Source organism: Veillonella montpellierensis (assembly GCF_947090115.1).
In the GTDB taxonomy this organism is placed as follows: Bacteria; Bacillota; Negativicutes; order Veillonellales; family Veillonellaceae; genus Veillonella; species Veillonella montpellierensis.
This window is the reverse complement of record NZ_CAMUMS010000002.1, coordinates 108747-133896: the sequence shown is the minus strand read 5'-3', so window position 1 is coordinate 133896 and position 25150 is coordinate 108747. Positions and strand designations below refer to the sequence as shown.

Genomic DNA, 25150 nt, shown 5'->3' with positions numbered 1-25150 from the left:
TTGATTCTAAGTTACCTATGCAATAGGACAGACGAGAATAATAAGGTAGATTTATTTTTAACTGATAACTTTTGTGTACTATCGATTTAATAGAGCAGTACAGTATAAATATAGGATAGCATATGGTATTGGCAGATATTTAGATAGATTGATACTATATAGTCTTTACATATGTTGTATAGTTATAGTATAGAATACATAATCCTTATAATAAGGGATAAAACTATAGTTGTATTATGGTAGATGTATCATATATACTTATAGATGAGAACATGGTAATAATTAGAGGAGGCGTCTTATGGAGTTATTATATCCTATAGATAACGAATTTCGACATAGTATTCCATTAGATGGATCATGGTATTTTGCGTTCGATGAAAATCAAATTGGTTGGGAAGCAGGAATACCAAAACGAACTGTAGTTAATGTACCAGCTGACATACAAGATAGTTTTATCAAGCCTACAGAGCGTTCTTTTAGTGGCACCATGTGGTATGAACGTACTATGTTTATACCAAAAGAATGGTTAGGAGAAACTGTATATTTGCATTTTGAAGGCGTAGGACGTCGAGCAGAAATATATGTAAATGGATCGGTAGCTGGTCGTCATGAAGGTGTATTTATACCATTTGCTATTGATATAACCCGGCAAATTCGTTATGGGGAAGAAAATAAAATTGTTATACAGATTAGTAACGGTATTACTCCTTATGATTTACCAACAGGGCATGTGCGTGTAGGGGCAGATGGACGAAAAGTAAATGTAAATCATTCGGATTATCCAGTGCCTACGGGTCTATATGCTTCTGTGCATTTGTGTACAGTGCCTCAAAACCGGATTACTGATGTAGACTATCATATAGAAAAAGTAACTCCAGAAGAAGCCGTTATTCATTACATGGTAAAAATTAAAGGCAATTGTTTAGTAACAGCCATTTTGCGGGATCGAGAAGGTCGTGTGGTTGCTACTAGCGTAGGGGGCAATGGACGGTTACTTATTCATACACCGCATTTATGGGATATTGGTGATGGGTATTTATATCGACTTGATTTTGATGTTAGTCGATTGGGAAAGCATCATGATACGTATTCCCTTCCTATAGGGATTCGCACCATTGAAATAGATAATCAAACTTGGTGTATTAATGGCAAACAGGTTATATTGCGAGGTGTACGCGTTGATGGGCGCCATGTAGACGCTATGACTGCAAGTCCTATTATGGCGAGACGGGAATTAATTCGTCTATTAGAATTAGGAGGTAATTGTATTTTTAGCGGTGGCTATACATTGCCCGAGTATATCATTACCTTAGCTGATCAAATGGGATTATTAGTGATTGATGAAATATCCGCTGCGGGTATGGGAATTAAAAATGTAGCTGACTTTGATGATAAAGGATCCTATTATTCACAAGCAGATGTCAAGATTCGAGTAATGCAAAGTCATTTAAATATTGTAAAAGCAATTATGAATCGAGACAAAAACCACTCTTCCGTTATTGGTTGGAGTTTATTCTATGAACCAGGTATTTTAGTTGATGACGATGAGCGCTATTTTAATGAAGTATATGCATATGCTAAGACCTTAGACCGTCAATACCGACCATTAGGGATGACTGTTAATTTACCAGTTAATGATATATGTAAAAGCTGTATTGCGTATAATAATTTTTTAATTATTAGCCAGTGGGTCCATGGAGAATTTGCAGGACCAGAAGCGTTAGCAGATGATTTAAGTCAAGGCTTACATGAGTGGCAAGAACAATATCCTACTATGCCGCTTATAGTGCGTTTAGCAGAATATAATCATAGAGATGTAAAAAATTATTTTAGTGTAGCCGAACGAATTGATATTAATGAGCAATATTTATTGCAAGCCTATGAAGTGCTTGAACAACGGCATAATGTAGTAGGCGAATTAATGGATTCTTTGCAAATTACACATCCAGCAATTATTCGACGACGTTGGAAACATACAATATAGTCAATAGAGTCCTGTATAATAGTGTGTATGACATAGGGCATGATTGAAAATAGATAAGGAAGATTTAATCTAAGGTGAGTCATAAGTGGTTGCGTTTCATCTATTCTTATATCTATGTATAGTTATAGTGTGATGATATAAATAGTGCATAAACGTATATAAAAAATAGTAACATGGTGTTGTATCGTGATAGTCTAGTATAGTGACTACCAGTGATTGTACCATGTTACTATTTTTTATTGTTAGAGAATGTAGTTATTATATTAGCGTATTATAGATTATTTATAGAGTGATAAAATTCTTCTTTTATAGCTCTTAGTTTTTGAGGATGACTCATTAATTCTAATAATGATACACCGATAATCATTGCTCCTTCCTGAATAGTTTTTGTGATGGTAGGTTCTAACATAGCATTAGCAAATTCAATAGTGTGACACACTTTATCTGTGCCAGCCAATCGTAAGTATGGATGGAAGGCGGGACACTGAAAGCTAACAGATCCAATATCAGAACTGCCTAATTCTGTAGGGGGATTAGGGTTAAAGTCGATGTTCAGTTGCGTCATAATATCTTCAAGAAGAGTAATACCATTTTGATTTATGTTCATATTATCGTAAGGATTACCATAAAATGTATAGTCTACCGTTGTACCAGTTGCCATAGCGGCGGCCTCAAAGATCTTCTTTACTTTTTCAGTAACTGTATTAAGATATTGTCTGTCTGTATGACGAATGCAACATTCAAATTCAGCAAAGTCAGGTATGACATTGGCCGCTTTTCCACCAGTAATAATCCAACTGCCGATACGTGTTTCAGGGCGCACCTGTTGACGCAACATGTCGATTGCTGTTAAGGCTAGTTGCACACTATTTAATGCATTTACACCATCCCAAGGGTTAGAAGCGGCATGAGCTGTTTTACCGTGATAGCGAACTCTAAAATTATCAAGAGCTAAAAATTGAGCCTTAGCTCGTGATTCGATTCCATCGAGGTGAACCATAATAGCATAGTCATAGTCGTTAAAAATACCAGCCTTAACCATATCAACTTTGCAACCAGTAGCTTCTTCATCAGGAGTCCCAATGAGGTCGATATCCATTGTAGATGAGTTAGCCATAGAACTAGTATTGTACATTTCGTGCAATGTTAATGCAGCTAATAGGCTCATACTACCACTTGCACAATGTCCGCACCCGTGCCCAATATCTGGTAAAGCATCGTATTCGCATAAAATGGCTAATTTACCTTGCGGATTATTAGCACGTACTACATTCGCACGGAATGCCGTAGGCAAGCCAATAAAATCACGTTCCACATTCATACTAGCAGATTCGCAGATAGTACATAATAATTTTGATGATTCATATTCTTGCCCAGATAACTCAGGATGTGTAGCCAATTGATGATTTACATGTTCCGCAGTGGATATATGCTTATTAATTTCCTTGATAAATATCTGTTGTAATTGATTCATATCACATTCTCCTTGTCTTGAAATGTATATTATGTATATATATGCAGTGAAAATTAATTAATTTTAATTTTATATTGATAATTATATACTAGTGATGTATAATTATCAAATAGATATACATTTATAATTCGTATAGAAGTGTGAAAGGAGTTAGTTATGTTTAATTGTATGAGCAAAACAGTAAAAAAACTAGCCTTAGTGGCAACAGTAGGAATTTTGGCTGTTGGCTTGTTTGCTGGTTGTGGTAATGAAGAATCAAAGGAGAAAGTCTTAACATTTGGTGCTGAAACCACATTTCCTCCATTTGAGTTTTCTGAAAATGATCAATATGTAGGATTTGACATGGATCTAACAAAGGCACTTGCTGAAAAAATGGGATATAAATACCAATTTAAGAGCATGGGCTTTGATGCGTTAGTGCCAGCCTTACAATCAAAAGATATCGATGTTATTGCATCTGGTATGAATCCAACACCAGAACGTGAAAAAGCAATCAATTTCTCAGATTCTTATTATGATGATGGGGGATTTAGTATTATCACTCGAAAGGACAATACGGATATCAAAGATTTTGACTCATTAGCTAATAAACGTATTGTTGTACAAATTGGTACTGTTCCTGTTGAAATGGCACATAAAATTCCTGGTACAACTGTGAAAGAAGTAGATGGAAATTCTCAAATGTTCATGGAATTACAAGCGGGTACAGTTGATGCGGCTATATTAGATACAGCAGTAGCTAAATATTATCTCGCACAAGGGGCAAGTAAAGACTTAAAATTAACAGGACAACCAACTGATTCTCCAGGCATTGCTATGGGTGTTCGCAAAGATGATAAAGAATTACTTCAACAAATTAATAAAGCTTTAAAAGAACTTAAAGAAGATGGTACGTATCAAAAAATTTATGAAAAATGGTTCGGCCCTATTAAATAATCTATTTTTATATACTTATAAGATGGCTATGCATATGTGTGTATAGCCATTTTTTTTAAAATAAATAAAAATGGTTAAAAAAAACCATTGACACAAAAAACATGTTGATGTATTATAATGACATAAAGTGGTTAAAAAAAACCAAAAGATGTATTTATGAAAAGGAGTTGGCTAGTATGAATAAGCAATTGGCATTAGAATTACAGGGATTATCAGAGGGAGCAATACAAGATATTATTTTTAGAATTAATAAAAAGATTACTATGAGACCTCGTGCGCCAAGGAGAGATATTGAGCAAATTATTATTGTTATGTTTGCCTATATGAATAAAATAAAAGGACAAGGAAGACAGAGTATTTTTGAAAGTGACATGATGGACCGCCATGTGCAATTAGATACATTGATTAAAGATACCTTATGTAGATATGGTCATATTTCAGATGAACTTCTAGAGTTGTCTACATGTGAATTGGCTGCCTATATATTATTTTCTGATTTGTTGCGATCTAATGTATCAATGTCAGTATATCAATTAATAGATACGCTAATTGATAGAAAACAAAAAAATGGCAATATATGGACTGGCAGTAATTCGTTCTTTTTTGTCTATGCGGCTTTAGAAGGTTATGCAAAAGAATTCAGAGTGTACGTAGCTAGTGAAGAAGAGGAAATGTTGGTACGTTTAAAGGATGGCGTATTAGATAGTATCATTACATATTATTATAAAAAAGAGGTAGAAGAACTAGAAGAAGCCAAGTGTGGCACTATACGTATTATGTATCCTTTAAAAAAAGGGAAAAAAAGCGATATAGATATGAGTAGAAATAGGAATTCTTTTATAGAAGAAAATAATTTAGTTAGTACACCTTGTAGTATATATCATGGTTTTGATGTAAACGATTTAGAAAAGGCTTTAGGGCGTGGTATATGGGGGACTGTTCTTAGTAGATTGAGTAGTATAAATAGTAATGATGAATTACTAGTGGCCCTTCTTCCTATGAGTGCACTAGATAATGTAGCACAATCTATATTAAGAAAAGGGATTGTTACAAAAGGGTTGCTACAAGCGGTTATTCAATTACCACCTAATTTACTATATAATAATCTAACTCCTATGGCGATACTTATATTTTCAGAGGGGAATAAAACGGTAAAAATGATTGATGCCACCGATATCTTTACAAAAGGTAGACGACAAAATACATTATTAGAAGATAATATAGAGGATATTAAAAAGTTATATTTTAGTAATGATAAGTCATTGACTATTTCGATTCCTGCTATCGAAGACCAGGAGTATATTTTTACGCCTAGTCGTTATGGGAAAGGTATGGAGTTTTCTTCTCCTGCTATAGAGTTAGGTAAAGCTTGTAAAATTAGTCGTGGTAGTTTATTACGAGCGAATGAATTAGATCAAATGATAAGTGAGACAAATACTTCTATCAGATATATTACACCTAAGGATATAGTGAGTGAATTTATCGATTTAGATACTGTGGCATCATTAAAAGAGGATTTGGATTATAAGAGCCCTACGATTGGTAAGAATGCAATTATTATGAGCAAATTAGCACCTTTTAAAGCAGCAATGGTGCGCGATATGGAAAAGAAAGACATTCTTTGTAATGGTAATTTATATATGATTGTAAGTAGTGAGGACAGAATTAATCCTATATATCTTATGAGCTACTTAAATAGTAGTGTGGGGCAAAGAGCGTTAGATAAAATTGTAAAAGGAAATACGATTAAAACTATCAGTATTAGTGATTTATCGGGAATTCAAATTCCAATTCTTTCTAAGAATGAAGAAGAACAATTTGTGAAGTCCTATTTAGAAAAATGTGAAGAAGAAGATAATTTGTTGAAACGATTAAAGTTATTAAGAAAGGATAAAGAACGATTTGTAGAGGATACAATAAAAAAACTTATAAAATAGTTGAAATACATTCTTCTTACACGTATTTGAAAGATTGATACTTGAATTCATATATTATATGAGGAGTGCGGCATGATTAATACGAGAAAATCGATACCAGAACTTATTGAAAGCACAACCCTAGATTTAGAAACATTTTGTAAAAAAACGGGTTTGATTTATGAGCAGATTTATGGTTATTATAATGGTGTTACACCTTGTGATCGTATGAGACGTAAAATAGAAGAACAAGTGAGATTGATTAGAAAAGAATTGGGAATTACTAGACGACGGCATTCTAGTAGTGGCGTAACTACTAGTAGAGGTTCATCTCGGTGCAAATCGCTTAGAAATGAGAAACAACTTTCCTTAGCTGTTCAAATGGAACTTTTTGAATGCTTTAAAGTGGATTCACCGGATGCATATGATGATCGTCGTGGTTGGCATTATAGTAAGCATAGAGTGATGCATTGTTCTAATGATATCATTGAAAAGAAGAAATAGTAACATGCAGTTATTTAGAAAGAGTGTGGAAATATATAGAGTCTTGTAACTGTAAGTAGAAATAATAAAACTATCCTTAGACAAAATTTCTAATAAAGAAGCTTTGCTTAAGGATAGTTTTTATTTACTGAAAGAACCTTCCTAGTAATGGCATTCTGGCACCATCGTGTTTATTAAGGCCTTTCACTAGTATCATAATTACGATATAGGAAGCACCGCCTTCTATACCGATTAATAGAAAGTTAAATACCATAGGCATTGTTGGCTCTAATGCATGGTATGATAGATACATAATGCCCCCCATAATGGTGGCACTTACCACATTTTTCCAAAGGATGGATATGTCTAGGAAATATCCTGTATATTTTTTTATATAAAATAGATTTAAAATAGCTGCAAATGCAATATCTGCTACAGTAGCATAGGAAGCACCTGCAATACCTAACCAAGGAATGGCAGTTAAATTCCAATTTAATATAACTTTTACAATACAAGCAAGTGCCATATTGATAACTGGTAATGTAGGTTTTCCAAGGCCTTGTAAAATGGCAGTTGTTACTTGATGTAGTCCTAAAAAGAAAATAGCAATCGCTAAGATTTGTGTTGCCTCTTCGGCGCGAGGTGCATTATAAATTAATGTAACCACAGGTTTAGCCAGTACAAATAACATAATACTAAAAGGCACAGTGGCTAAAAATGTCATACGCATTGCTCCAGCAGTACGATAAAATATGCCTTGCCCATCTTTCTTGGCTACTAAATTAGAGATAGCAGGAACAATACTTGTGGCTAATGCAGCTGTAATAATCGTTGCAAGATTAATGAGTGGTACAGCCATACCTGTTAAGTAACCAAATAGCTCTGTAGCTTGCGCAGTGGAATAGCCTGCTACTTCTAATTGACGGGGTACGATAAATAAATCTAAGTTAGCTACTAATGGCAGCATAATGCTTGCCAAAGAAATTGGAATAGCTAATCTGATTAAACGGGATAAAATTGAACTTGAGGTTTCCTGTACACCTTGATAGAGTTCTCCTTGAGACGGTGCTTTAGGTAATTTCCAGTAATAGTAAAGAAGAACAAGTAAGGCACCAAATGCACCAATACCAGCACCCATACTAGCACCACCGGCCGCTTTATCTAGACCATAAGGTAGTAAAATAGCAGCGGCTACCAGCATAATGACAACTCGTAAGAGTTGTTCTATAATTTGACTGATAGCTGTTGGTGTCATTAGTTGCCACCCTTGTAAATAACCTCTAAAACAAGAGATGAGAGTGACGAAAAAAATGGCAGGTGCTAAAGCGATGATTGAATAATAGGCTCTAGCTTCACGAATGTACCCACTTGCAATAAACCAATCGGCACCGAAAAAGGTAAGCACGCTAAAAAGTAAGCCTGTAATAAATAACAAATTAAAAGATAATTTGAAAACGCGAGAGGCCCCTTTATAGTCGTTGAGAGCTAGTTTTTCAGCAGTTATAATGGAGATAGCAATGGGGATACCAGCACTTGATACTTGCAAGGCAAGTAGATAAATGGGAAAAGCCATTTGATAAATACCAATGCCTTCACCACCTAAAATGCGAGACAGTAAAATCCAATTAATACTGCCAATAGCTTTAACGACAAAACCTGCAATAGTCAGGATAAAAGTTCCTTTTAAAAATCGATTGACCATAATCACTCCTACCATATCATTATCGATATGGATACTATTATATAATGCACATTACGCATAAATGTATATACTTCAATTATCAATTGTAGCATATATGAGGAAGTTTACTCAATATAAAAGACGGTGAATCTTATGAGAGTCACCGTCTTTTCTGAAACAGATGGTAGCATTAGATTTTATGAGAAGAACCTAGTACATCTTTAATTTTATGTTGTACCATGCCTTGAATAGCGCTACGAGCTGGACCAAGATATTTACGCGGATCAAATTCGGAAGGATTTTTTTGTAAAAATTCACGAACAGATGCAGTCATGGCTAAGCGTAGATCAGTATCAATATTAATTTTGCAGACAGCCATTGTAGCAGCTTTACGCAACATTTCTTCTGGAACACCTTGAGCACCTGGAATATTGCCACCGAATTCGTTACATTTTTTTACAAATTCAGGTAATACAGAAGAGGCACCATGTAGTACAATAGGGAAGTTTGGTAACAAATTGCCAATTTTTTCTAATCGGTCAAAGTCTAAATATGGATCACCTTTAAATTTATAGGCACCATGACTTGTACCAATGGCAATGGCTAAGGAGTCAACACCAGTTCGTTCTACAAATTCAACCGCTTGATCAGGGTCTGTAAAACGTGCATCCTTATCACTGACATTCACGTCGTCTTCTACACCAGCAAGACGTCCTAATTCAGCTTCTACTACAACACCATGAGCGTGAGCATAGTCTACAACTTGTTTTGTTATTTTAATATTTTCTTCGAAATCTAAATGAGATCCATCATACATGACAGATGTGAAACCACCATCAATACAGTCTTTACAAATCTGAAAGGAATCTCCATGATCAAGATGTAAGGCAATTGGTAAATCTTCACTATCTTGTAAAGCTGCTTCTACTAATTTTACAAGATAAATATGTTTAGCATATTTTCTTGCACCAGCAGATACTTGAAGAATTAATGGAGATTGTTCTGCTTTGCCCGCATCTACAATGCCTTGTACGATTTCCATATTATTTACATTGAAAGCACCAATCGCATAACCGCCTTTATAGGCTTTTTCGAACATTTCTGTTGTTGTTACTAATGGCATTAGTATTCCTCCTTAGCTACACACACATTTGTGTGATGATAGTAATTGAAATAAGTGCATATATCAAATTAAGTATAGCAAGAACTTAGATAAAGTGCTATAGGTAATTCATTAAAAGAACGAATTAATACTTTTTTAGAGGGACGTTGTCATGTGTGATAAGGCATTTTTGATCTACTGAGTGTAGATGATAGTTGTTATTGGGGGGGAATCAATAGTGCTTTCATATCCGAAGGTAGTGGAGAAGATAGTATTACCTCTCTTTTTGTCATGGGGTGGACGAATTGCAGCCCTATAGCATGTAAAGCATGGCGTGAGAGATAACGTAAGGAACCACCATATATATCATCACCTAGTAAAGGATAGCCTAATTGAGCTAAATGCACACGGATTTGATGTGTTCTCCCTGTGTGTAAAATGCATTGTATATGAGTATACTGCGCATAGCGACGTATTACTTGAATATCAGTATGAGCTAATTTGCCATTACTCGTACAAATTCGTTCAATGATACTACCAGTACATCTTCCTATAGGCCAATGTAAGGTGCCTAATGCTATGGGCAAACTCCCCTCTATAATGGCTTGGTATACCTTATAAATCGGGGTATGTTGTTTAGTGAAAGCATGTTGTACGATGGCAGATTTAGCAATGATAATAAGACCAGATGTATTTTTATCGAGCCGATGTACTGGATGGAAAGAAGAGTGTTGATTTGTTTGTTGATAATAGTAAGTCACAGCATTTGCAAGGGTATGTAATCTTTCTGTAGAAGTGGGATGCACTAATAAATTATAAGGCTTATCCACTACTATGATGTAGTCATCTTCATAGACAATAGAGAGGGGGAATTCATAGGGAGAAAAGGATTGTCTCTCTTCTAAAAACACGGATAATATATCTCCTCCCTGTAACAGAGTGTTCCAGTTACAGGGAACTTGGTTGCATAGAAATGTGCCTTGATTTTTAAGCTTACGTCGCATAGCTTGAGAAATATGTGCTTTTTTAATAGCGTGATTAATCGAAATGGAGTGAATATTTTTGTTGATAGGTATTGTTAATAATGGCTGCATAAGAAATCCTGTTATTTAAATTTTTTGAGATAGTTTATATGTAATACTAGGTACTATAGTTGTATGAACTTACTAAAAATGAGTTATATGTAATAAGTTACCGCTATGAGTATGATGCAAATTTGCGATGTATTTATTTTATTCTAGAAAATTTTCTAGGGCCTTATTTTTACAATAGATTGATGCAATGTATCATAAAAATAATAGTATGAATTTATTATACTATATGCTAGACAGGATGGATATGATTAAGCATAAGTATACATATTGTTATGTGGAGAAAACTATATATAAAAATTTAAATATTTATAGAAAATAAAGGGACGAAATAGATGAATATATGGTAAAATAAAATAGTTATAGATTATAATTTTAGGAGGTTTACATATATGGCTAAAGACTGTTCGTTTGATGTAGTATCTGAAGTGGATATGCAAGAAGTGACTAATGCAGTTAATCAAGCACAAAAGGAAATTGGTACACGGTATGACTTTCGTGGTAGTAAATGTGAAATTACACTAGATGGTGACAGTCTTAAAATTATAGCAGATGATGATTATAAATTAAGTGCTGTCATTGATGTATTAAAAGGAAAAATGGTGAAGAGGAATGTGTCACTAAAAAACCTAGAGTATGGAAAAGTGGAATCAGCATCAGGTGGTACAGTACGACAAATTATTACTATCAAAAAAGGTATTTCTAAAGAGAACGCCAAAGATGTTGTTAAGGCTATTAAAGGCATGAAATTAAAAGTCAATGCGTCGATTCAGGAAGATCAGGTGCGTGTGTCTGGTAAAGATAAAGATGACTTGCAATCTGTTATTCAAATGTTAAAAGACTTGGATGTACCAGTAGAATTGCAATTTGTTAATTTCCGCTCGTAATATATGGAGTGATGTAAGGCACTCTATTATGACCATTAACGCATAATTGGTAACTCATTAGTCTATTATAAGTTTTCGATTATACATGCTTATATTGAGATGTTGACTAGTTGCAATATACTCGATACCTTTTCAATTGACTAGGACCATATAGTTATACTAGTGAATTAATTTGGGCTATTACTAATTATATAAATAGCTGATACCATCTGAAAAGGAGGAACCATGGCTCAATTAAAACCAGAAGAGATGAAGGGTGGCTATACAACTGGATCTTGTGCCACAGCAGGCATGAAGGCAGGCTTGTTGGCATTATTAGATCATAAACAAGCAGAAAAAGTTATCATTGAAAATCCACAAGGTCAGCATATTCAAGTGCCTGTAAAGAGCATTACCATCTTGTCTGATACATCGGCACAGGTTACAATCATGAAAGATGCGGGGGATGATCCAGATGTAACTCATGGCACAGATATAGTAACTGCTATTGAGTTAAATACTAGCGGAGAGCTTACTTTTGCTGCTGGATTTGGCGTAGGAACTGTTACAAAAGATGGTCTATCTACCCCTAAAGGAGAACCTGCTATTAATCCTGGACCAAGGCGCATGATGAAAATTGTATTTGAGGATTTTGCGTTAGGCCCTAAGGGGATTGGTGTGCAAGTTACAGTTAGTGTACCAGATGGAGAACGACTAGCTAAGAAAACTCTCAATCATACATTGGGAATTGAAGGTGGCATTTCTATTATTGGTACTACGGGCATTGTTAAACCAATGAGTGAAGAAGGATTTAAGAATTCCTTAGTACCACAGTTACAGGTAATGAAAGCCAATGGTTGTAAAACTGCGATTCTAACGCCAGGACGTATTGGAGAAGACATTGCTTGTAATGTATTGGGGCTAGAAAAAAATCAATTGGCAGAAACTAGTAATTTTATTGGGTTTATGTTAGAAAAGTGCGTAGAAATTGGATTTAAGCAAATTGTAATTATTGGACATGTAGGTAAGCTAATTAAATTAGCTAGTGGTAGTTTTCATACGCATAATCGCATGAGCGATGGTCGCATGGAGAGTTTAGTTGCTTATGCTGCATTAGAAGGGGCTTCAACAGAAGTGGCACAAAAATTATTTGCCTGTCAAACAACAGAAGCAGCTATGCCTATTTTAGAGGAAGCTGGTTTAACTAATGTGTATCAACGCATTGCGGAGCGAGCCTCTATGCGATCTGAAAGATATATCGCGAATGAAGCAAAGGTAGGCATTATTATAGCTACATTAAAAGGTGAAATATTAGCCGTTGACAAGCGTGCAAAAGAAATAGGAGAAGAAGAACGATGGAACATACCTTGTATGTCGTAGGCATTGGACCTGGTAATCCTGATTATGTGGTGCCAAAAGGATTAGACATCATTCGTCGTGCAACTATCTTAGTAGGTAGTGCACGAGCATTAGCTGATTTTTCTACAGAACAACAAGTAACGTATCCGATTACAGGTAAGTTAGGAGAGTTGACAGCATTTATAGAAGAGCAGTTACTATATCATGATGTGACTGTCATGGTAAGCGGTGATACAGGCTACTATAGTTTGTTGCCGTATTTGAAAAAGAAATTCCCTCATGTGCCTATGGAGGTGATACCAGGATTAAGTTCTATGACATTTGCTTTTGCAAGATTGCATGAAGTTTGGCAAGATGTAGATTTAATGAGCTTCCATGGAAGAGTGCCAGCAGTAGAAAAGTTAGCATATCACAAAGGGAAAAAAATGGGCTTCTTAACGGACAATGAATATAATCCTGCTAAGATTGCAGCATATTTAATTGAATTGGGGTGGCCTCCTACTACGAAAGCGGCCGCCTGTGAAAGATTGAGTTATGAAGATGAACATATTGAGCGTAGAACGCTAGAAGAGATGATTCACTTAGAAGGTTTTTGTCATTCTGTATTGGTGGTGATGGGATGAGACATTTTTTTGGTATAGACGATGACGAATTTATTCGTGGTGAAGTACCAATGACGAAAAAAGAAATTCGTATGATTGTCATGAATGAAGCGCGTGTAGATGAAGATAGTATTATTCTTGATGTAGGCGCAGGGACTGGCTCTATTTCCATTGAAGCGGCATTAGGTGCCTCAAAAGGACATGTATATGCGATTGAACGCTTTGAGAAAGCAACGGATTTAATTCGGCAAAATGCAGAAAAATTTAATGTAAAAAATTTGACGATTATTGAGTCAAAAGCACCTGAAGGTATGGAAAATTTACCGACCTTAGATGCGGTTATTATTGGTGGTAGTGCAGGTAATTTAAGTGGCATTGTGGATGAAGCACAACGACTTTTAAAAATAGATGGCAGATTAGTAGTTACTGCAGTGACTATGGAAACAGGTGCTGCTATTTTAAAAGAGTTAAAAGGTCGTCCATTTACGTATGAAGGATTTCAAGTTCAAGTTAATCGGTATCGTAAAGCAGGACCTTATCATTTAATGAATCCATTAAGCCCTATTTTTATTGTTACTGCGATTAAAAGAAAAGAGGAGAAATAATATGGCACAAGTACATATTGTCGGAGCTGGCCCTGGAGATCCAGAGTTAATTACTCGTAAAGGGTATCGCGTCGTGTCAGAAGCTGATGTTGTTATTTATGCTGGATCACTTGTGAATCCTGAAATTTTAAAAGCTTGTAAAGTGGAGTGCGAAATTTATAATAGTGCCACAATGAATCTTGATGAAGTAATTGAAGTAATAAAGACCGCCGTGGCTAATCATAAACAAGTCGTTCGCTTGCATACAGGAGATCCAGCAATTTACGGAGCTATTCAAGAACAAATGGATCGTTTACAAGAATTAGATATTTCTTATGAAGTGATTCCTGGAGTTAGTTCATTTTTAGCAACAGCTGCTGCGTTACGACAAGAATATACATTACCTAATGTATCGCAAACAGTTATTATTACTCGTATGGAGGGTCGTACACCGATGCCTCCTAAAGAAAAGTTATCTATGTTAGCATCTCATGAGGCTACTATGTGTATCTTTTTGAGTGTACAAATGATGGATAAGGTAGTAGAGCAGCTGATTGAAGGTGGTTATGATAAAACAACACCAGTAGCTATTGTTGTAAAAGCTTCATGGCCAGATCAACGCATCATTCGTGGTACTTTAGAGACTATTTGTGATATTGTACAAAATGAAGGTGTTATACGACAGGCAATGATTGTAGTTAGTCATGTGCTAGATAGTGATTATGAGTTATCCAAATTATATGACAAGGGATTTAGTCATATGTATCGGAGTGCTAAAGAGTAATGAAGACAGCAATTATTTCTGTAACTAAGAAGGCGGCTTTATTAGGACAACGTATTAAAGCAGAAGTCATCCCTGACGCAGATTGCTATGAAAAGGATGGAAAAATAAGCGGTAAAAAGGCCTATTTATTTTCAACGATGAAACCGTTGATGGAAGACTTATTTCTGAATTACGATCGCATTCTTTGCATTATGGCTACCGGCATTGTAGTAAGAATGATTGCTCCGTTTATTAAGCATAAGTCTCTTGATCCAGCCATTGTGGTTATGGATGAAGCTGGACATTATGCGATTAGCCTGCTATCAGGACATTTGGGTGGAGCTAATGAATGGGCATCAGAGATTGCTTTAGGAGTCAATGCAGAGCCTATTATTACAACAGCTACTGATGTGAATGGATATCCAGCACCCGATGTTATTGCGAGAAAACTACATTTTCGAGTCGATGATTTTTCTGTGTTAAAACGAGTGAATGCGGCGATTGTAGAAAAACAGAGTGTTTCGTACTATATTGATAATTCATTAGTTCTAGCAGGAGAATATAGTTCTTTTATTCAAGAGTTTACGAGAAAAATATTGGGTGAATCACAGTTAGTAATTCCCGTTACATTGGTATCAATAGTTAATGGTACATCCAAAGAAATCAATAAAGAAGAGGGACCTTGTGTAATTGTAACAGATCAATTGCTTAATTTACCACATAATATAAGCACTCATGCATTAGTATTGCGTCCTCCTACCATGACAATCGGTATTGGTTGTAGGCGCAATACTTCTAAAATATTAATTATGGAGGCTATTCAAAATTCATTAAAGAATATAGGGAGATCATATAAAAGTGTAATGAGTGCAGCATCAGTTATTGTTAAAGCTGATGAAGAGGGGCTATTAGAGGCCGTCAATGAATTACATTGGCCCATTACATTTTTTACACAAGAAGAAATAGCATCTATTGTAGAAAATTCTAATATATCAACATCTGATTTTGTTAAAAAGACTATAGGAGTAGGAAACGTATGCGAGACAACAGCATTATTAATGGCGCAAAGCCAGACATTAATACAAAAGAAAACAATATATCCCAAAACAACGGTAGCCATTGCACAGGTAGAATTAAAGTTATCGGCATTGGACCAGGCAATGAAGAATTTATGACACCGCAAGCACGAGAAGCGATTTTAGCGGCTGATCGAGTAGTAGGATATTTAACATACTTAGAGTTAATTAAAGATTTGATTGGCAATAAAAAAACTGTAGGTACTGCGATGATGCAAGAAGTAGATCGGTGTCAACAAGCTGTAGATTTAGCGGTAGAAGGGCATGAAGTAGTTGTTGTATCAAGTGGAGATTCTGGTATTTATGGAATGGCAGGATTAGTTATTGAATTAGCTAACAAAATAGATGTAGAAAAGCGCCCTACTGTTGAAATCATTCCTGGATTGAGCGCTGTTAATGTGGCAGCATCTGTATTAGGGGCTCCATTAATGCATGATTTTGCTGTCATCAGTTTAAGTGATTTGATGACACCATGGGATTTGATAAAAAAACGTGCTTCCCTTTGTGCAGAAGGAGATATGGTTATTGCTTTATATAACCCAAGAAGTAAAAAAAGAATTACTCATTTAGATGAAGTTAGAGAGTTGGTGTTACAACATAGAGATCCTAAGACTCCAGTAGGCATTGTGCAAAAAGCAGGTCGTGCAGGTCAACATATGGTTATTTCTGATTTAGAAAACTTTACAAAAGAAGAAGTTGACATGCAAACACTAGTTATTATTGGCAATAGTAATACATATGTTGAAAATGGACGCATGATCACACCTAGAGGATATAAATTATGATTTGGGTTATTGCAGGCACATTGGATGGACGTACTTTAGCCGTAAGAATTCAAGAAACAATACAAGAAAATGTTCTTGTATCTGTAGTCAGTACTTATGGTGCTAAGCTGTCACAGCATGAAGGTATTGAAGTATATACGGGTAGGCTTGATAAAGCAGCGATGTGTCAAATGATCAAAGACAAGCAGATTGATGTATTAGTTGACGCTAGTCATCCCTATGCAGCTATTGTGACTGCTACAGCACAAGAGGCAGCTAAAGAGATGCACATTCCTTTTGTTCGATTTGAACGTCAAGAGGTACCATTACCTAATTACGATAAACTGCATCATGTAGCTAATGAAGCAGAAGCAGCTCAATTAGCTGGTAGCTTAGGGGAGCGTATTTATTTAACTACTGGTAGTAAGACTATGAAAGTCTTTGCCCAAGCACCTGCATTACAAGATAAATCTGTATGGACTCGAGTGTTACCAACGGCAGAAGTGTTAGGCATTATGGAAGAGTTAGGTGTGAGTCCTAAATTTATTATAGCTATGCAAGGCCCTTTTAGTTATGATATGAATAAAGTTATGTTTGCTGATACAAAAGCTGATGTAGTTATTATGAAAAATTCTGGGCTTGTAGGGGGCGCAGATACTAAATTACAGGCAGCTATTGATCTAGGTGTACATGTTATTGTCATTGATAGACCGGCGATTGCAATTGATGGTCCAATCGCAAATTCTATTGAAGAATTTTTTGATATATGGGAGGAACAAATCGATGGATTACGTAAAAAATCCTAAAGCAATTGAAGATAAGAGTATGGAATTAATTTATCCGTATGTAAAAGATTTAAATTTAACAGATGATGAAATCAGAGTATACTCTCGCACTATTCATGCATCTGGGGATGTGGATTATGCTAATTTAGTTCGTACTAGTCCTAATGCGGTTCAAAAAGGTATTGAAGCGTTACAAAATGGGGCGGATATTTTCACCGATGTAGAGATGGTTCGCACAGGTATTAGTAAACCAGCACTAAAAATTCACGGTAACGAAGTACATTGTCTGATTAAAGATGAAAAAGTAGCGGCTATGGCTAAGGAATTAGGCGTAACTCGTTCGATTGCGGCTATGCGTACATTTGGAAAACAATTGGACGGTCAAGTAGTGGCTATTGGTAACGCACCAACAGCGTTGTATGAAGTATTGCGTCTTGCCTTAGAAGAAAATATTAAGCCTGCATTGATTGTAGGAATTCCTGTTGGATTTGTAGGCGCTGCTGAATCAAAGGATTATTTAATGGAAGTATCACCTGTTCCATACATTACAGTGAAAGGCAATAAAGGTGGTAGTCCTATTGCTGCGTCTGTTATAAACGCATTGCTTTATACAGGTGTCAAAAGAGATGATATGTTATTTGTACAAGGCAAAAAATAATATTCTCAATGTGTATAAGGTGAGATATGGATCATAGTAAGGTATAGCTATTGATAGAATCGTAATAGAATAATTGTACATTAATAGTACTATGCTTTACTGTGGAAGTGACTAGTAACGTATTATCATTTTATATACGTAGAATATGCTTATAAAGATATCTATTCATTATTTATAAAGTAAAATTAGCAATTATATTCTACAGGAAAGGAGTTGTACTTTATGCAAGTAGGTTGTGTGGGTACAACTTTTTTCATTATTTTTACGATAGGAGAATGTTATGATTCTAGGTAATAAGAATAGAACAATGGGTAGGGGTATTATTCTTATCGCTTTGGCATGTATGGCTATTCTAGCTTTAATTATATCGATGATATATGGAGCAGTAGAAATTAGCTTATCGACTATTATTCATACGATTATGACAGATACTATTCGTACAACTGAGGAAATGGTTATTTGGAATATTCGCTTGCCACGTAATATTGTGGCTGCCTTAGTAGGTGCTAGCTTAGCTGTATCGGGTGCTATATTACAGGCAGTTATGAAAAATCCTTTAGCAGATCCACAGATTGTAGGTGTTTCTTCTGGTGCCGGGTTAGCAGGGATTATAGTTCTTATTTTATTTCCTAGTTATGAATATATTGTTCCTATGGTAGCATTCTTGGGTGCGCTAAGCGCGTCAATCTTGGTCTATGTATTAGCATGGAAAAATGGAATTCGCCCCACACGAATTATATTGGCCGGGGTGGCTGTGTCTGCTTTTTTAGGTTCAGGTATTTCTGCACTATTAGTCTTTTATGGTGATCGCGTACAAGGGGCATTGTTATGGATGGTAGGTGGACTATCGGCTAGAAGTTGGCCACAAGTGTATGTATTAGCTCCTTATACAGTTGTAGGATTAGTATTGGCATGTATGGGTGCGAAACGATTGACCATTTTGAGCTTGGGTGATGAAACGGCCAAAGGACTTGGATTACCAGTTGAACAGACGCGATTCATAATGACAGCCGTAGCATCTTTATTAGCTGCTGGAGCAGTTAGTATTGCAGGATTAATTGGATTTGTAGGACTTATTGTGCCACATATTATGAGGATGATTATTGGTACAGATTATCGATTTTTAATTCCTAGTTCTGCTTGTATGGGAGCCATTGTACTAGTTATTAGTGATACGATTGGTCGAACGATAGTAAGTCCTGTTGAGATTCCTGTTGGGATTATTATGGCTTTCTTTGGAGCTCCATTTTTCTTATATTTATTGAGGAGAGAGTAATATGAATGTAGATGAATCTAGAAAAATTCATGCTCCTAGTATGATACAGCAAGTAACTCATGGTTGCTCTGACGTGGATACTGTACCATCACCTGAATCGCAGACGCACAAAGTAGACACGAACGTGATTAGTACCGCTTCTATAGAAGCATTGAATGATAGTAACTTTACGGAAACAACAGCGATAGAAGTTAATAACTTGTCCATTTCTTTTAATAAGAAGTGTGTACTTCATGATATTACTTGGCAGATACCTCAAGGGAAAATTACTACATTGATTGGGCCTAATGGTTGTGGTAAAAGTACTTTGTTAAAAGCTATGGTAGGCTATAATCATAGCATTACAGGTTCTATTCGGATTAATGGAAAAGATATAGAAACGTATTCACGCCGCGCTTTAGCACAATATTTAGCATTTTTACCACAAACACCAGATATTCCAAAAGATATGATCGTAGAAGAACTGGTAGGGTGTGGAAGATTTCCTTATCAAAATTGGTGGAAGAATACGGCTAAAGAAGATAGAGAGATTATTTCAGAGTCATTAGAATTTACTAAAGTGACACATTTACGCAAGCAGCTAGTTAGCTCCTTGTCGGGAGGGGAACGACAAAGGGTATGGATTGCGATGGCGCTAGCACAGAATCCCAAAATGCTTGTATTGGATGAACCAACTACGTATTTAGATATTAATCATCAATTTGAAATTATGGAACTTTTACGACGATTGAATAAAGAGAGACATATGACAGTACTTATGGTATTGCATGAGCTTAATCAGGCAGCGAGGTATTCGCATCAGATTGCAGTAATACATCAAGGAACCTTGGCATTACATGGAACCCCAGAAGCAGTTATGACCAAGCATATGTTACGAGATATTTTTATGGTTAATGGCGATGTTCGGTATGAAAATAATCAGTTGTCAGTACAAATTCATGGATTATTATAATAAGTAGTATGATTACATTAGAAGTATAATTGCTAGTTGTCTTCACTAGAATATTTTGTATTGTTATTATCTCTTTGCTACTAGGTAGAATATATTTATGAACGTATCACTATAGTATGAAACTATTGAATATGATTTTATAGTTTATAGATTTAGTTAGTGTATAGATATAAAATGATTATTATACATAAAGAGCTGCCATACAGATTATTTCTGTATGACAGCTCTTTATTAGATTAGTCTAGATACATATAAAAGATAATCATCGAATTTAGTAGATTATTATTTTTCTGAAGGAATAGTAATTCCATACGCATCTTGCACTAATATAGCCATAGCACTAGGTGTATCCAATCCTGGATTTAATAAAAATAATTTTGATGGTAAATAAAAGACTTTCTGTTGTTTAACAGCACTTAATTCATTCCACGCAGGATTATTAGTCATTTCTTTTTGCATAGTAGCTGTAATATCAGCTTCCTTACCCATGGTTACAACGAAGATAATATCTGGATTATCAGCTGCTAACGTTTCTAAGGAGTAAGGGATTGTTTTGCTGTGTTTACCATTGTCAGTATAATGATTCATAACTACATTTTGCATACCTAGTTCTTCTATCATAGAACCAGTAATCGCCAAATTCGTTTCTGCGGTTACACTTTTACCAGTAGCTCGTAAAATAGCTACTTTAGCGGGAGTCACATGTTTAACGGCTTCTTTTACCGCATCAACTTGTTTTGTATACTTTTCAATAACCGCATTAGCTTTATCAGTGTGATTAGTTAATTGACCTAATAATGTGATGAGAGGAATGTTATCATTGATGCCATCATAATTAATTAGTATGTAAGGCAAATGATTACTTGTTAATTGATCTTTTAGTTTATCATGTTGATTAGCTAGCCCTAATATTAAGTCTGGGTGCATACCAATGATTGCCTCTACAGAAGGTGTTGATGTATGACCAATAGTAGGTAAGGTAGCTAATTTATCAGGTAGAGGATCGTTAGTTTCTACTCTAGCGATTGCCTTACCATCAACAGCATCTAGCATAGATAGCAACGAGTTAGAGAGAGTAATTATTTTTTCTGGATTAGATGGTACTGTGTACGTTTCTCCCTTAAAGGTTATATTTTTAGTTGCCTCTGCATTAGAGCCTATATTTTTATTACAACCTGCACATAGTAGGGTAATAATACAAATAACTAAGAGAAGAAAGTTCTTTTTCACAATCATTCACACTTTCCTGTATACTATGTAAATTATTTTACTAATGCATTCCAAGCTTCATTAGCACGTTCTACAAATAATTGACGTATTGCAGTATTTTCACCAATACCATGGATATAAGTATCTACAGCAAATCCTTCTTTTTCTAGAATGGATTTATGAGAATCAGGTTCATCACCAGCCATATCGTTATTAGCGTGATCACCAGCAACCATCATTAGAGGCATTAATGTTACATGTTTGATGCCTTTTGCTTTTAATTGAGGAATAACAGTTTCTAGGGAAGGCCAACCTTCTACTGTATAGATGTAGGTGTTAGGTAATCCCATAGATGTGATACGATCTTGGATAACAGAGTAATAAGCATTAGAAGGATCTGGAGTACCATGAGCCATAACTAGTACAGCATCTTGTTTTCCTACTGCAGGGAATTGAGTTTTAAGTGCATTAAGAGCTTCTATAATGTCATCACTTTGATTTTCTTGACCCATCCAGTACATTAGAGAAGTACCTAATGTCATTTTTTTGAAGTTTTGTTTATATAGATTAAATACTGCTATATCATAGTTATATTCCATGCCTGGAATTACATCAAGAGATGTTAATGCTACACGAGAATATCCTTCATCTTTTAGTTGATCAAGTGCTTCTTCAGGAGTAGGGTATGTGATTCCTTCGTTAGCTTTGATTCTGTCACGAATGATATGGGAAGTAAAAGCAGTCACTACTTTTGTGTTTGGATGTGCGGCTTTGATTGCATCCACAGTGGCATCGATTGTTTTAGCACGAGTATCTTTAAATGTTGTACCAAAGCTCATAACAAGAATAGCATCTTTATTTTCTTTGTATTGAAGTTGAGGATTTTCATAAGTTCTTACGCCAATTTGAGATGCTTGTTGTAAGGCTGGTGTAGGATCGGTAACTTCTGCATTTAGCATATAAGCGGCATGAGAAGTAGATACTCCCATACAACCTGCCATAACAGCCATAGTAAGTGTAGTAGTTAATGTTTTTCGGATAGCGTGTTTCATATACATTCTCCTTTAAATTTATCTACAAAATAAAATACATCATGAATATAGGTATAAAAAAATCTCTCCAGAAGAGGAGAGATAGGACGTATATACTAGGGGGAAGATACAGTATGTAATATGCTATATGAAGTAGAAAAATCGTTACATAAGTGAACATATATACATACGTTTGATACATTCCAACAATAGGTATATATTACCTATCCATCGCTCGTGGGTTCTGGGTAATATCGTCAAGGCAGTTCTCCTGGCTTCGGTTCATTGTTACACTCGCCTTCCCAAGTTATATAACTCAGTGACATATTGAATGGACTCCCCTTCACAGTGGCGGGACCGCGGTAGCATTTACTACACTTTTCATATTAAGTACTAATATTAATAGGATATATTCGACATTATATACTATTAATATGGTGTACACCTTGATCGCCTATATTCATTTGACATAATCATATCAAATGAGAAAGCGTGTGTCAAATATCACAAATACACAATATTGATAATATTTCTCATTGACTAATCTAAGATTATGACGTATGATAATTGATAGAATAATGATAACACATTTCAGTATATTTGTTATGTGATATATACATTAAGGTACATTTAACAAAGGTGTTGTAACTATATATGGAGGTCTAGCTATGACAAAACAAGGAATTATTATTGCATCATTTGGGTCGGTATATCAAGATGCGGTGGAAAAATCAATAGGTGCAATGGAATCAAAAGTGAAGTCTATTTATGGAGATGTGGCTATTCGAAGAGTTTTCTTATCGGATGCATTAGTGGAAAAGTGGAACGAAAAATATGATACTCGTGTTATGACTTTACAAGAAGCCTTACAAAGCTTAAGAGCTGAAGATATAGAAGAAGTTTATATTCAACCATTTGCCTTGGTAAGTGATCAATGTTATCAACAGATGAGAAAACAAGTTATGAAAATGATTCATACAAGAGAATATGGTTTTACACAAATTGCGGTAGGAAAACCTTTATTGACATCATTAGGCGTAAAAAATTATGCGGATGACTATACAGCAACAATTGAAGCAATTGTTAAACATGTTAGTACTAAAGCTATCGATAAAGCAATCGTATTAATGGCGAATGGACAGAATCAGCTAGAATTTAGTGCATTACAACTGAAATGTCTATATGGTGCAGCACCTAATATGGTAGTTTTTACAGCTAATGGATTCCCTAATTTTAAACAAGCTTTACATATTTTAAATCGTATATCTTATCAAGATATTCTAGTGGTACCATTGGCATTAATTGGTTCTACACATTTAATGGATTATTTAGGGGGCGATCGGTCCGATTCGATTTATGCATTGTTAACGGAAGAAGGCTATAGTGTTTTTATTTGGAATGAAGGACTAGGAGAAAATCCATATATTCAAGAGTTATTTTTAAAACATTTATCGCAGACTATGAGAATGGCAGAAAGAAGACGCTCAGCTTGTAAAAGTGAAGATTCAGTAGCGTCAGTTCGGTCATTGGCCTAAAAGGTACTGATAATGTATGAGAAAAGAGCAGATTCTATTATATATCTGCTCTTTTTTATTATGAAACTTTATTATTACATAGCTGTAATATGTATGGTATGATACAAAGTAGTAATATATTATATAGTCTTTATTTTATGAATTTATGCATAGGAGAATGATACTTATGAAACAAGCCATTTTGGTTGTTGCCTTTGGAACAACTATTAAAGAAGCAAGAGTAAATAATATAGATGCTGTATTTAATCGTATTAAAGATGCCTATGCAGACTATGATTGCTTATTAGCATTTTCATCCCGGATTATTGTAAAACGATTACGAGATCGTGGGGAAGAAATAATGACAGAACAATTGGCTATGGAACAATTAATTGATGCAGGTTATGAAAAAATTTATGTACAACCATTGCATTTTGCCGGTGGTGGAGAATACGAAAAATTAAAACGCAATATTATGAATTATGAAGGTGCTGGTAATTTAACTACACTGATAGTAGGAAGACCTCTTAATTTTTATATGGCACAAGAGGAGCATCCTGATGATTATCAATTGTTTATTGATAAATTTATTGCTACACTACCAATCCCAGAGGGGGAAGGACTAGTACTAGTCGGGCATGGTGGTTTAGATTCTGGCAATTCCGTATACGGCATGTTACAGTGTAAGTTGCTGTTAAATGGGATGAATCATGTGCGTATTGCAGTTCTTGAAAATGCACCGTATTTAGAAGATACAACGTTTAATTGGGAAATATTAGGGGGAAAACGGCCTCGTGTGCTTCATGTACATCCATTATTATTAGTTTGTGGTGATCATGCGAATAATGATTTATTTGGTGATGAGGATGATAGTGTTATCAATCAACTGCGAGCACAGGGGTATGAAGTCAAGATACATCGCGCTGGTTTAGGCGAATATAGAGCAATTCAAGATTTATATGTAGAACATGTACAAGATATGATTGATGATTGTTATGGAAAACGTAGCACACATCGTCCTGTGATTCCTAATATAAAATAAGT

23 protein-coding genes and 1 riboswitch are annotated in these 25150 nt (G+C 35.3%); of the genes, 17 read left to right on the top strand and 6 right to left on the bottom strand.

Annotation, left to right across the window (positions count from 1 at the left end):
• Positions 1-298 precede the first annotated feature (298 nt).
• Positions 299-1984 carry a glycoside hydrolase family 2 TIM barrel-domain containing protein gene (locus tag P6940_RS01645; protein ID WP_277292989.1) on the top strand — a complete coding sequence of 562 codons (1686 nt, stop codon included), beginning with the start codon at positions 299-301 and terminating at the stop codon, positions 1982-1984.
• Positions 1985-2255: 271 nt separating this feature from the next.
• On the opposite strand, the gene P6940_RS01640 is transcribed toward P6940_RS01645, so the two are convergent.
• Positions 2256-3458, bottom strand: a complete 1203-nt coding sequence (locus P6940_RS01640; protein ID WP_277292988.1) for an amidohydrolase — start codon at positions 3456-3458, stop codon at positions 2256-2258.
• Positions 3459-3614: 156 nt separating this feature from the next.
• On the opposite strand from P6940_RS01640, the gene P6940_RS01635 reads away from it, so the two are divergent.
• The 3 genes from P6940_RS01635 to P6940_RS01625 all read left to right on the top strand — a co-directional run bounded on the left by P6940_RS01635 (position 3615) and on the right by P6940_RS01625 (position 6814).
• On the top strand, positions 3615-4394 hold the full coding sequence (locus P6940_RS01635) for a basic amino acid ABC transporter substrate-binding protein (RefSeq protein WP_414625597.1): 780 nt from the start codon (positions 3615-3617) through the stop codon (positions 4392-4394).
• A 176-nt stretch (positions 4395-4570) separates the two neighbouring features.
• Positions 4571-6331 (top strand): N-6 DNA methylase, encoded by a 1761-nt coding sequence (locus tag P6940_RS01630; RefSeq protein WP_277292987.1) that lies wholly within the window; start codon positions 4571-4573, stop codon positions 6329-6331.
• Positions 6332-6403: 72 nt separating this feature from the next.
• A complete protein-coding gene (locus P6940_RS01625; protein ID WP_277292986.1) occupies positions 6404-6814 on the top strand; it encodes a hypothetical protein in 411 nt (136 codons plus the stop codon).
• A gap of 124 nt (positions 6815-6938) precedes the next feature.
• Here the strand turns inward: P6940_RS01625 and P6940_RS01620 are convergent, their stop codons facing one another.
• From P6940_RS01620 to P6940_RS01610, 3 genes are all read right to left on the bottom strand, one after another.
• On the bottom strand, positions 6939-8495 hold the full coding sequence (locus tag P6940_RS01620) for a putative polysaccharide biosynthesis protein (RefSeq protein WP_277293054.1): 1557 nt from the start codon (positions 8493-8495) through the stop codon (positions 6939-6941).
• A 169-nt stretch (positions 8496-8664) separates the two neighbouring features.
• Positions 8665-9597 carry a class II fructose-1,6-bisphosphate aldolase gene (gene fba, locus P6940_RS01615; RefSeq protein WP_028256879.1) on the bottom strand — a complete coding sequence of 311 codons (933 nt, stop codon included), beginning with the start codon at positions 9595-9597 and terminating at the stop codon, positions 8665-8667.
• 197 nt (positions 9598-9794) lie between these two features.
• Positions 9795-10670, bottom strand: a complete 876-nt coding sequence (locus P6940_RS01610) for an RluA family pseudouridine synthase (protein ID WP_277292985.1) — start codon at positions 10668-10670, stop codon at positions 9795-9797.
• A 389-nt stretch (positions 10671-11059) separates the two neighbouring features.
• Between P6940_RS01610 and P6940_RS01605 the strand changes: the two genes are divergently transcribed.
• The 11 genes from P6940_RS01605 to P6940_RS01555 all read left to right on the top strand — a co-directional run bounded on the left by P6940_RS01605 (position 11060) and on the right by P6940_RS01555 (position 20352).
• On the top strand, positions 11060-11554 hold the full coding sequence (locus P6940_RS01605; protein WP_028256877.1) for a YajQ family cyclic di-GMP-binding protein: 495 nt from the start codon (positions 11060-11062) through the stop codon (positions 11552-11554).
• Positions 11555-11779: 225 nt separating this feature from the next.
• Positions 11780-12913 carry a cobalt-precorrin-5B (C(1))-methyltransferase CbiD gene (gene cbiD, locus P6940_RS01600; RefSeq protein WP_028256876.1) on the top strand — a complete coding sequence of 378 codons (1134 nt, stop codon included), beginning with the start codon at positions 11780-11782 and terminating at the stop codon, positions 12911-12913.
• On the top strand, positions 12889-13515 hold the full coding sequence (gene cbiE / locus P6940_RS01595) for a precorrin-6y C5,15-methyltransferase (decarboxylating) subunit CbiE (RefSeq protein ID WP_277292984.1): 627 nt from the start codon (positions 12889-12891) through the stop codon (positions 13513-13515). The genes cbiD and cbiE overlap by 25 nt, the downstream gene beginning before the upstream one ends.
• Positions 13512-14099, top strand: coding sequence for a precorrin-6Y C5,15-methyltransferase (decarboxylating) subunit CbiT (cbiT, locus tag P6940_RS01590; protein WP_028256874.1), 588 nt, complete (start codon positions 13512-13514; stop codon positions 14097-14099). Before cbiE ends, cbiT begins: the two co-directional genes overlap by 4 nt.
• A gap of 1 nt (position 14100) precedes the next feature.
• Positions 14101-14862 (top strand): precorrin-4 C(11)-methyltransferase, encoded by a 762-nt coding sequence (gene cobM, locus P6940_RS01585; RefSeq protein ID WP_028256873.1) that lies wholly within the window; start codon positions 14101-14103, stop codon positions 14860-14862.
• Positions 14862-16016, top strand: a complete 1155-nt coding sequence (locus tag P6940_RS01580) for a cobalt-precorrin 5A hydrolase (RefSeq protein ID WP_277292983.1) — start codon at positions 14862-14864, stop codon at positions 16014-16016. Before cobM ends, P6940_RS01580 begins: the two co-directional genes overlap by 1 nt.
• On the top strand, positions 16013-16702 hold the full coding sequence (gene cobJ, locus P6940_RS01575) for a precorrin-3B C(17)-methyltransferase (RefSeq protein WP_028256872.1): 690 nt from the start codon (positions 16013-16015) through the stop codon (positions 16700-16702). Before P6940_RS01580 ends, cobJ begins: the two co-directional genes overlap by 4 nt.
• A complete protein-coding gene (cobK, locus tag P6940_RS01570) occupies positions 16699-17487 on the top strand; it encodes a precorrin-6A reductase (RefSeq protein WP_277288403.1) in 789 nt (262 codons plus the stop codon). Before cobJ ends, cobK begins: the two co-directional genes overlap by 4 nt.
• A complete protein-coding gene (locus tag P6940_RS01565; RefSeq protein ID WP_028256870.1) occupies positions 17465-18124 on the top strand; it encodes a precorrin-8X methylmutase in 660 nt (219 codons plus the stop codon). Before cobK ends, P6940_RS01565 begins: the two co-directional genes overlap by 23 nt.
• A gap of 307 nt (positions 18125-18431) precedes the next feature.
• A complete protein-coding gene (locus P6940_RS01560; protein ID WP_277288412.1) occupies positions 18432-19400 on the top strand; it encodes a FecCD family ABC transporter permease in 969 nt (322 codons plus the stop codon).
• Between the two features lies 1 nt (position 19401).
• A complete protein-coding gene (locus P6940_RS01555; protein ID WP_277288402.1) occupies positions 19402-20352 on the top strand; it encodes an ABC transporter ATP-binding protein in 951 nt (316 codons plus the stop codon).
• A 282-nt stretch (positions 20353-20634) separates the two neighbouring features.
• Here the strand turns inward: P6940_RS01555 and P6940_RS01550 are convergent, their stop codons facing one another.
• Both P6940_RS01550 and P6940_RS01545 read right to left on the bottom strand, forming a co-directional pair.
• Positions 20635-21588 (bottom strand): ABC transporter substrate-binding protein, encoded by a 954-nt coding sequence (locus P6940_RS01550; protein ID WP_277292982.1) that lies wholly within the window; start codon positions 21586-21588, stop codon positions 20635-20637.
• Positions 21589-21614: 26 nt separating this feature from the next.
• On the bottom strand, positions 21615-22571 hold the full coding sequence (locus tag P6940_RS01545) for a sirohydrochlorin cobaltochelatase (RefSeq protein ID WP_277293053.1): 957 nt from the start codon (positions 22569-22571) through the stop codon (positions 21615-21617).
• Between the two features lie 265 nt (positions 22572-22836).
• A riboswitch (cobalamin riboswitch) is annotated at positions 22837-23020 on the bottom strand.
• Positions 23021-23260: 240 nt separating this feature from the next.
• Here P6940_RS01545 and P6940_RS01540 point away from each other — a divergent pair.
• Both P6940_RS01540 and P6940_RS01535 read left to right on the top strand, forming a co-directional pair.
• Positions 23261-24127, top strand: a complete 867-nt coding sequence (locus P6940_RS01540; protein WP_277292981.1) for a sirohydrochlorin cobaltochelatase — start codon at positions 23261-23263, stop codon at positions 24125-24127.
• A 166-nt stretch (positions 24128-24293) separates the two neighbouring features.
• A complete protein-coding gene (locus P6940_RS01535) occupies positions 24294-25148 on the top strand; it encodes a sirohydrochlorin cobaltochelatase (protein WP_038151078.1) in 855 nt (284 codons plus the stop codon).
• Positions 25149-25150: the final 2 nt, after the last annotated feature.